A 9,572-nucleotide genomic window follows, 5' to 3' on the forward strand; every position below is an offset into this window, starting at 1 on the left:
TGCTATTTACGGGTCGAAAAGAAAAATGGCGTAGTCATCAGTATCCAAAAAAGACCGTTAGTATCCATTGCCCACTTTGTTTATGATTATTGGTCAAACCAGAATTTAAAACATACAGTATTGGAAATGTATAATAATAATCAACAATTAATATTCTTTTATGAAATTTTTTACGATGAAAACGGGAAAAGTATAAAAAGTAATGAAAAAAACATATCGACTGGGCAAACCATGCAAGCTAGCTATCTTGAAAAAGATGGTATTGAGAGTATAGAAGAGTATTTTGATAATCAGGGTATTAAAACCAATCATGTTATCTATTATGATAAATCTAAAAAAGCTTACCCTTGGATTGAAAATCAGCGATTAAATCAGCGAGGGGAAGTAATCGAAACGACAAATAACAAGCCTGATGAAATATTTGAGACAAGTCAGAGTTTGGAAGAAGCTCATCCTTACAATACCTTAATTATGGATATTGAAAAAACTTCTGGTGTCTTAACTGGTAAGCTATTTAGACATACTTTTGATATCAATACCACTCAGTGGGATAGCGAAGCCATAAACCGGGCTAAATTTTTGGGCATTAAGCCAAATCAAACTTATTATAATAAACTGCCATATCCTTATTTTTTTTATAATCGCTATAAAAACTTCCCTCATCAAGCACCATTAACTCTAATCGACGCGGAAAATCAGCAAACTAAAGAGAAATACAGTGATTTAATCAAATTTGAAGTGGGTGATAACTACCAATATAAAACTCTTATTAAAGAAAAATGGCAACAATCGCCAATCACCTTGCCTTTAGAGCAATTTAAACCATTAGAAAACGATATCTACTTTTTTACAATGGCGGATAACGGGCAATTACAACCATTAGACAATGTAGAGCAAGCAGTTGCATTGCCTAGCTATATTCGTGTGGAAAAAGAGATGGGGAAAATTATCTCCATTATACAAAAAACACGCATCATAAAAGTAGCATATCAATTTGAATATAATGACAATACGTTAACTGCCAGCCAATTAAATGTGCTGCAAAGCCCTGTTTTTCAGGGCATGCTTATCGAAAGCCAATATGAAAATGGTGACTTTATGCCAACTTATCAAGTCATCAAAAATGCTGACGGCATTATTATCCGAACATTTAAATTTATTATAGAAGGTAAAAGACTCGTAATCTATGAACGATTTAATAATAAAGGGGTAAAAACTAATCATATTACATTGTCGGTACAAAATAATAGAAACGTTATAAAAAACGAATACCTTGATGAAAAAGGTCAAGTTACCCATACCACAGATTTATTCGAGGATAATGAAATTGACAATCAACAATTTTATGATAGCAAAGCACCTTTATTTCCTGATGCGTTTGAATATGGACTTTTTGATTTTTACTTAGAACATCACCAACCAAGTGAGGAAAGTAAGTAATCATTAAATGGGAAAATAAAATAATATATTAATCAGTAATCTATAAACAATAACTAAAGTGACACAATGAAAGAGAAGAAGTTAAGTAAGGTGTCATTGTTCGGTTATGCTAGATAATCGCAAATATTCGGCGCAAACGCCCTATTTAGGATAGTTAAAATATGGAAAATAGATTAAAAATAGGTAGGCTGGCTATCGTCTTTTGCTTTTTGGTTATTCAATCTGCTTACGCACAGACAGTAATGAATAATCAAACGGCTATTATTAACCAATTAAAAGCTCAAGCTATTGAACCCAATAAAAACTATTTTCAGCATGATTTTAGTGATTTTCTAAATAAAGAATATAGTTTCCCACAAGAAAAACTATTTTTAGCAATTAGTAATGCTTTAGAAACAGATCCTAGTATGCTCACTACGGCAAGACAAAATATTGCTCAGGTAAAACTCAATAACCATTATCAATACCAAGATGTATTTGAACGTGATAGAAATATCATTGAAATATTATACCCTACTGACCAGTTTCAAGCTCTTGATGATGGGGTTCATTTTTATATTTTCGATGAAAATAATCAGTTACAAAAAAAAGAGAAATTTGAAGATATATTTAAGCTACCCTGCTATTTACGGGTTGAAAAGAAAAATGGCGTAGTCATCAGTATCCAAAAAAAACCGTTAACGGCCATTGCTCACTTTGTTTACGATTATTGGTCAAACCAGAATTTAAAACATGCTGTATTGGAAATGTATAATAATGATCATCATATTATCTATTTTTCTGAAGCTTTTTATGATGAAAATGGAAAAAGGATAAAAAGTAATGAAAAAAATATATTGACCGGGCAATCCATGCAACACACTGATATTGAAAAAGATGGCATTGAGCGAATAGAAGAGTATTTTGATAACAAGGGCATTAAAACCAATCATGTTATCTATTATGATAAATCTAAAAAACCTTACCCTTGGATTAAAAATCAGCGATTAAATCAGCAAGGGGAAGTTATCGAAACGACAAATCAAAATCCTGATGATATTTTTGATACAGGTCAGAGTTTGGAAGAAACGCATCCTTACAATACCTTAATTATGGATGTAGAAAAAAGCGATATTACTGTAACCGATTCATTATTTAAACATACCTTTGATATCAATACCACACCGTGGGATAGCGAAGCCATAAACCGGGCTAAATTTTTGGGCATTAAGCCAAATCAAACTTATTATAATAAACTGCCATATCCTAATTTTTTTAATAATCGCTATAAAAACTTCCCTCATCAGTCACCATTAAGCTTAATTGAGGCGGAAAATCAACAACCCAAAGAGGAATACAGTGATTTAATCAAATTTGAAGTGGGTGATAACTACCAATATAAAACCCTTATCAAAGAAAAATGGCAACAATCCCCAATCACCTTGCCTTTAGAGCAATTTAAACCATTAGAAAACGATATCTACTTTTTTACAATGGCGGATAACGGGCAATTACAACCATTAGACAATGTAGAGCAAGCAGTTGCATTGCCTAGCTATATTCGTGTGGAAAAAGAGATGGGGAAAATTATCTCCATTATACAAAAAACACGCATCATAAAAGTAGCATATCAATTTGAATATAATGACAATACGTTAACTGCCAGCCAATTAAATGTGCTGCAAAGCCCTGTTTTTCAGGACATGCTTATCGAAAGCCAATATGAAAATGGTAACTCTATGCCAACTTATCAAGTCATCAAAAATGCTGACGGCATTATTATCCGCACATTTAAATTTATTAAAATAGGTGAAGTGAAAGAAGGTGAAGTTAACGTAATCTATGAACGATTTAATAATAAAGGGGTGAAAACTAATCATATTACATTGTCGGTACAAAATAATAGAGATGTTATAAAAAACGAATACCTTGATGAAAAAGGTCAAGTTACCCATACCACAGATTTATTCGAGGATAGTGAAATTAACAATCGACAATTTTATGATAGAGAACTACCTTTATTTCCTGATGACTTTGAATATGGACTTTTTGATTTTTACTTAGAACATCACCAACCAAGTGAGGAAAGTAAGTAATCATTAAATGGAAAAATAAAATAATATATTAATCAGTAATCTATAAACAATAACTAAAGTAACACAATGAAAGAGAAGAAGTTAAGTAAGGTGTCATTGTACGGTTATGCTAGATAATCGCAAATATTCGGCGCAAACGCCCTATTAGGATAGTTAAAATATGGAAAATAGATTAAAAATAGGTAGGCTGGCTATCGTCTTTTGCTTTTTGGTTATTCAATCTGCTTACGCACAGACAGTAATGGATGATCAAACGGCTATTATTAACCAATTAAAAGCTCAAGCTATTGAACCCAATAAAAACTATTTTCAGCATGATTTTAGTAATTTCTATAGTAAAGAAGATAGTGTTCCAAAGGAAAAACTATTTTTAACAGCTAATAATGCTTTAGAAACAGATCCAAGCAAGATTTTTAAGGAAATACAAAATATTGCCCAGATCAAACTCAATAATCATTATCAATATCAAGATGTATTGGAACGTGATAGAAATAGCATCGAAATATTATACCCAACTGATGCGTTTCAAAACCTTGATGATGGGGTTCATTTTTATATTTTCGATGAAAATAATCAGTTACAAAAAAAAGAGAAATTTGAAGATGTATATGAGCTACCCTGCTATTTACGAGTTGAAAAGAAAAATGGCGTAGTCATTAGTATCCAAAAAAGACCGTTAACGGCCATTGCTCACTTTGTTTACGATTATTGGCCAAACCAGAATCTAAAACATGCTGTATTGGAAATGTATAACAATGATCATCATATTATCTATTTTTCTGAAGCTTTTTATGATGAGAATGAAAAAAGGATAAAAAATTACAGTAAAAATATATTGACCGGGCAAACCTTGCAATCTAGCTATCTTGAAAAAGATGGCATTGAGCGAATAGAAGAGTATTTTGATAATCAGGGCATTAAAACCAATCATGTTATCTATTACGATAATACTATGCCTGACCCACACATTAAAAATCAGCGATTAAATCAGCGAGGGGGAGTCATCGAAACGACAAATCAAAAACCTAATTATCTTTTTGATTTTCAAAAGGCTCTTGACGAGACTTATCCTTACAATACCTTAGCAATGGATGTTGAAAAAAGTGAAGGTATTTTAACTCGAGAACTATTTAGACATACTCTGGATATCAATACCACTCAGTGGGATAGCGAAGCCATAAACCGGGCTAAATTTTTGGGCATTAAGCCAAATCAAACTTATTATAATAAACTACCATATCCTTATTTTTTTAAAGATCGCTATAAAAATTTTCCTCATCAAGCACCATTAAGCTTAATTGAGGCCGAAAATCAGCAACCCAAAGAGAAATACAGTGATTTAATCAAATTTGAAGTGGGTGATAACTACCAATATAAAACCCTTATCAAAGAAAAATGGCAACAATCCCCAATCACCTTGCCTTTAAAACAATTTAAACCATTAGAAAACAATATCTACTTTTTTACAATGGCGGATAACGGAAAATTACAACCATTAGACAATGTAGAGCAAGCAGTTGCATTGCCTAGCTATATTCGTGTAGAAAAAGAGATGGGGAAAATTATCTCCATTGTGCAAAAAACACGTATTATAAAAGTAGCATATCAATTTGAATATAATAGCAATACGTTAACTGCCAGTAAATTAAATGTGCTGCAAAGCCCTGTTTTTCAGGACATGCTTATCGAAAGCCAATATGAAAATGGCAATTATTATCCACGTTATCAAACTATCAAAAATGGTAATGGCATTATTATCCGCACATTTAAACTTATTAAAAGAGATGAAGTGAAAGAAGGTGAAGTTAACACAATCTATGAACGATTTAATAATAAAGGGGTAAAAACTAATCATATTACATTGTCGGTACAAAATAATAGAAACGTTATAAAAAACGAATACCTTGATGAAAAAGGTCAAGTTACCCATACCACAGATTTATTCAAGGATAGTGAAATTGAAAATCGACAATTTTATGATAGAGAACTACCTTTCTCTCCTGATGACTTTGAATATGGACTTTTTGATTTTTACTTATACCATGATTAACCGACTGAAAAACAAATAATCGATGAAAAGCAACAATATAGTCAAAAAGGAGAAGTTAAGTAAGATGTCATTGTTCGGTTATGGTAGATAATCACAAATATTCGGCGCAAACGCCCTATTTAGGATAGTTAAAATATGGAAAATAGATTAAAAATAGTTAGACTGGCTATGGTCTTTTGCTTTTTGGCTATTCAATCTGCTTACGCACAGACAGTAATGGATAACCAAACGGCTATTATTAACCAATTAAAAGCCCAAGCTATTGAACCCAATAAAACCTATTTTCAGTATGATTTTAGTAATGTCTATAGTAAAGAAGAGAGTGTTCCCAAGGAAAAACTATTTTTAACAGCTAATAATGCTTTAGAAACAGCTACAAGTATGTCCTACATGGCAAGACAAAATATTGCTCAGGTCAAACTCAATAACTATTATCAATACCAAGATGTATTGGAACGTGATAGAAATATCATTGAAATATTATACCCTACTGACCAGTTTCAAGCCCTTGATAATGGGGTTCATTTTTACATTTTCGATGAAAATAATCAGTTACAAAAAAAAGAGAAATTTGAAGATATATTTGAGTTACCCTGCTATTTACGGGTTGAAAAGAAAAATGGCGTAGTCATCAGTATCCAAAAAAGACCATTAGCCTTGATAGTTCACTTTGTTTACGATTATTGGTCAAACCAGAATTTAAAACATGCTATATTGGAAATGTATAACAATGATCATCAAATTATCTATGTTTCTGAATCTTTTTATGATGAGAATGAAAAAAGGATAAAAAGTTACAGTAAAAATATATTGACCGGGCAAACCATACAAGCTAGCTATCTTGAAAAAGATGGTATTAAGAGCATAGAAGAGTATTTTGATAATCAGGGCATTAAAACCAATCATGTTATCTATTATGATAAATCTAAAAAAGCTTACCCTTGGATTGAAAATCAGCGATTAAATCAACGAGGGGAAGTAATCGAAACGACAAATAACAAACCAGATGAAATATTTGATTCAGGTCAGAGTTTGGAAGAAACTCATCCTTACAATACCTTAATTATGGATGTAGAAAAAAGCGATATTACTGTAACCGATTCATTATTTAAACATACCTTTGATATCAATACCACTCAGTGGGATAGCGAAGCCATAAACCGGGCTAAATTTTTGGGCATTAAGCCAAATCAAACTTATTATAATAAACTGCCATATCCTAATTTTTTTAATAATCGCTATAAAAACTTCCCTCATCAGTCACCATTAAGCTTAATTGAGGCGGAAAATCAACAACCCAAAGAGAAATACAGTGATTTAATCAAATTTGAAGTGGGTGATAACTACCAATATAAAACCCTTATCAAAGAAAAATGGCAACAAACCCCCCTCTCCCTACCTTTAGAGCAATTTAAACCATTAGAAAACGATATCTACTTTTTTACTATGGCGGATAACGGGCAATTACAACCATTAGACAATGTAGAGCAAGCAGTTGCATTGCCAAGCTATATTCGTGTAGAAAAAGAGATGGGGAAAATTATCTCCATTGTACAAAAAACACGTATTACAAAAATGGCATATCAATTTGAATATAGTGACAATACGTTAATTGCCAGCCAATTAAATATACTTCAAAGCCCTATGTTGCAACATATACTTATCGAAACCCAATATGAAAATGGTGACTCAGTGCCAACTTACCAAGTCATCAAAAATGCTGACGGCATTATTATCCGAACATTCAAATATTTTAACAAAGGTGAAGGACTCGCAATCTATGAACGATTTAATAATAAAGGGGTGAAAACTAATCATATTACCCTTTCGGTACAAAATAATAGAAACGTTATAAAAAACGAATATCTTAATGAAAAAGGTCAAGTTACTCATACCACGGATTTATTCGAGGATAGTGAAATTGACAATCAACAATTTTATGATAGAGAACTACCTTTATTTCCTGATCAGTTTGATGTTCTGATTTTTAAATATTATCTAAGGCAACTCAGTTCTACGGCTGAAACGAAATAATCAGTAAAGGACAACTAAAGTTATACAGTAAAATAAAAAATATTAATGAGGTAGATGAATGGGGTTTGAAACATTACAACTACCAGCAGGTTGGGTCGATGTAGCGGGAAGGACTGTTGGTGAATATGAAGATAAGTTACGCAAACAAATAGTCCGAACAGGGCTGAAAGAATTAACTCGGATTCGAATTTGTCGACTACCGACAGTTATACTTGGTGGGCGTTATGAAACAAATAGCCCAGCTGGGCATTACTGGGTTGAAATTATAAATGATTTAACCAAAATGGATGGAAGTGAAGAATTTATAGAAAGTTATGGCTGGTATCCTGTAGAGCCTGCCACTTTTTCTAAAATGTTCACAACTGAAGGGTGTTTAAATAGTGATAGTCCTTACTTTCGTAATTTAGATATCGCTTCAAAAACTGAAATGCCAACTGAAGCCGGTAGAGCCGTAATAACAGAAGAAGATAAAATTTATTCTTTATACCCTTTTGATCCACATCATAATAAACGGTATACACTACCAGATAGTGAAAAAGGTGAAGTTAATCACCCTTATCTTTTCGCTGATGATTCTAGAACAGAGGAAGATATTATTAAAGAGATAAGAAACTTTGCCGAAAGTCATATTTCTAACAAAAACGGAAAAGCTAAAAAATGGTCATATCAATTTGAAAGATACAGTGAATATAACTGTCATACATTTTTATTTTATTTATTATATGAAACCAATATTGCTGATCGATATATTCTAAAAGATTTACATTTTCTAAAATTTTTTGATTCAGCGTTGAAATATAAATCAGAGACTGTATACACCCCTGACTACCAAGGAGGCGGGACTGAAATAAAAATCTCAGAGAAAGAAAAAGAAGAAGCAACAGTAGTTTATAATAAAATGAATCAAGTACTCAATAATGCTTCAAAATTAGCCGCAATACTTAAATAGAGAATATTGAAGAAGGTGGGATAGATGATCAAAAAGCCGACAACCACATTAGCGATAATAATTTTTTTTATATATTTACTAGGAGTAATTATGACTGGCTCAATCAATCCTTTAGATTTTGCAAAAAGATTGGAAATTCGTGCTATGGGGATCAAACCCAATGTACCATTCTATGAGTCTACGCGCATTATTGTAGGTCCATTTAAACCACGGCATCATTATCCTTTATTCCCCCCAATCACTCTTGAGCAAGCTGAAAATGCCCCTCATCGCGTTCATGCTCCATATAATACTGACTTGAACATTGCTGTCGTTGGTGATAATTATCAAATTAAAGAGCGTTGGATTTATCGCCGTAAACCTAAGTATATTTTACTCAATGAACAGCAACAAGCTAGCTTAAAAAACCTTGAAAACGGTGATCACTTTTTTATTCTGGATGATAATTTACAACTACAACCTATCACCATAGAAGAAGCTATTACCTTACCCAATTATATTAAAGTCATCAGGGAGATGGGGAAAATTATTTCCATTGAGAAAAAAACTTTAAAGGCCTATTTTAAACATGAATATGAATACTGGCCACACAGTGAAGAAGTCCTTTTTTTTAAAAATACAAGATATAGTATAGATAGAAAAACGGTATTAGAGTCTTTAGTTGTCGAGTTTGATAAAAATGGAGACCATTTATTATGTACAACTAAAGATGAGCATAACAAAGTGGTTTATATAGAAAAATATTACCCTAGAGGTAGTGAATACTTTTCCGAAAGAAGCCTGTTTAACCAACAAGGGGAAAAAACTAATATTATTTATATTCCTAATGTTGGCGAAAATAAAAATGTACATCTTGATAAAAATGGCAATATAACAGAAGTGACTTATGAAGGGAATCGACACATTGTGCTAGCGGATTTTGAAGAAGATGAGCGTTATAAAACGCTGCAAATTGATACCAGTAAAAAATACAAAGCAATTGATAGTTTAGAGCCAGAGAAGTAAACGGTAACTAAAGATTGGC

6 protein-coding genes are annotated in these 9,572 nt (G+C 32.2%); all 6 read left to right on the forward strand.

Features of this window, described 5'->3' with window-relative positions; all coding sequences use genetic code 11:
- Nucleotides 1-1,440, forward strand: a 1,440-nt coding sequence (locus tag A9G11_RS14365; protein ID WP_176701237.1) for a hypothetical protein, incomplete at its 5' end; no start/stop codon positions are given.
- Nucleotides 1,441-1,601: 161 nt separating this feature from the next.
- Complete coding sequence (locus A9G11_RS05645) at nt 1,602-3,515, forward strand: hypothetical protein (RefSeq protein ID WP_065618531.1); 1,914 nt, start codon at nt 1,602-1,604, stop codon at nt 3,513-3,515.
- Between the two features lie 160 nt (nt 3,516-3,675).
- Nucleotides 3,676-5,565: a hypothetical protein gene (locus tag A9G11_RS05650; RefSeq protein WP_065618532.1), complete on the forward strand. Its 1,890-nt coding sequence runs from the start codon at nt 3,676-3,678 to the stop codon at nt 5,563-5,565.
- Between the two features lie 135 nt (nt 5,566-5,700).
- The gene (locus A9G11_RS05655) at nt 5,701-7,599 is read left to right on the forward strand and encodes a hypothetical protein (protein WP_065618533.1); all 1,899 of its coding nucleotides are present in this window, start codon (nt 5,701-5,703) and stop codon (nt 7,597-7,599) included.
- 58 nt (nt 7,600-7,657) lie between these two features.
- On the forward strand, nt 7,658-8,548 hold the full coding sequence (locus A9G11_RS05660; RefSeq protein WP_065618534.1) for a hypothetical protein: 891 nt from the start codon (nt 7,658-7,660) through the stop codon (nt 8,546-8,548).
- Between the two features lie 90 nt (nt 8,549-8,638).
- A complete protein-coding gene (locus tag A9G11_RS05665; RefSeq protein ID WP_141674351.1) occupies nt 8,639-9,553 on the forward strand; it encodes a hypothetical protein in 915 nt (304 codons plus the stop codon).
- The last annotated feature ends 19 nt before the right edge of the window (nt 9,554-9,572 follow it).

The sequence above is a fragment of the Gilliamella sp. wkB108 genome, from assembly GCF_001690195.1.
Lineage (GTDB): Bacteria > Pseudomonadota > Gammaproteobacteria > Enterobacterales > Orbaceae > Gilliamella > Gilliamella apicola_L.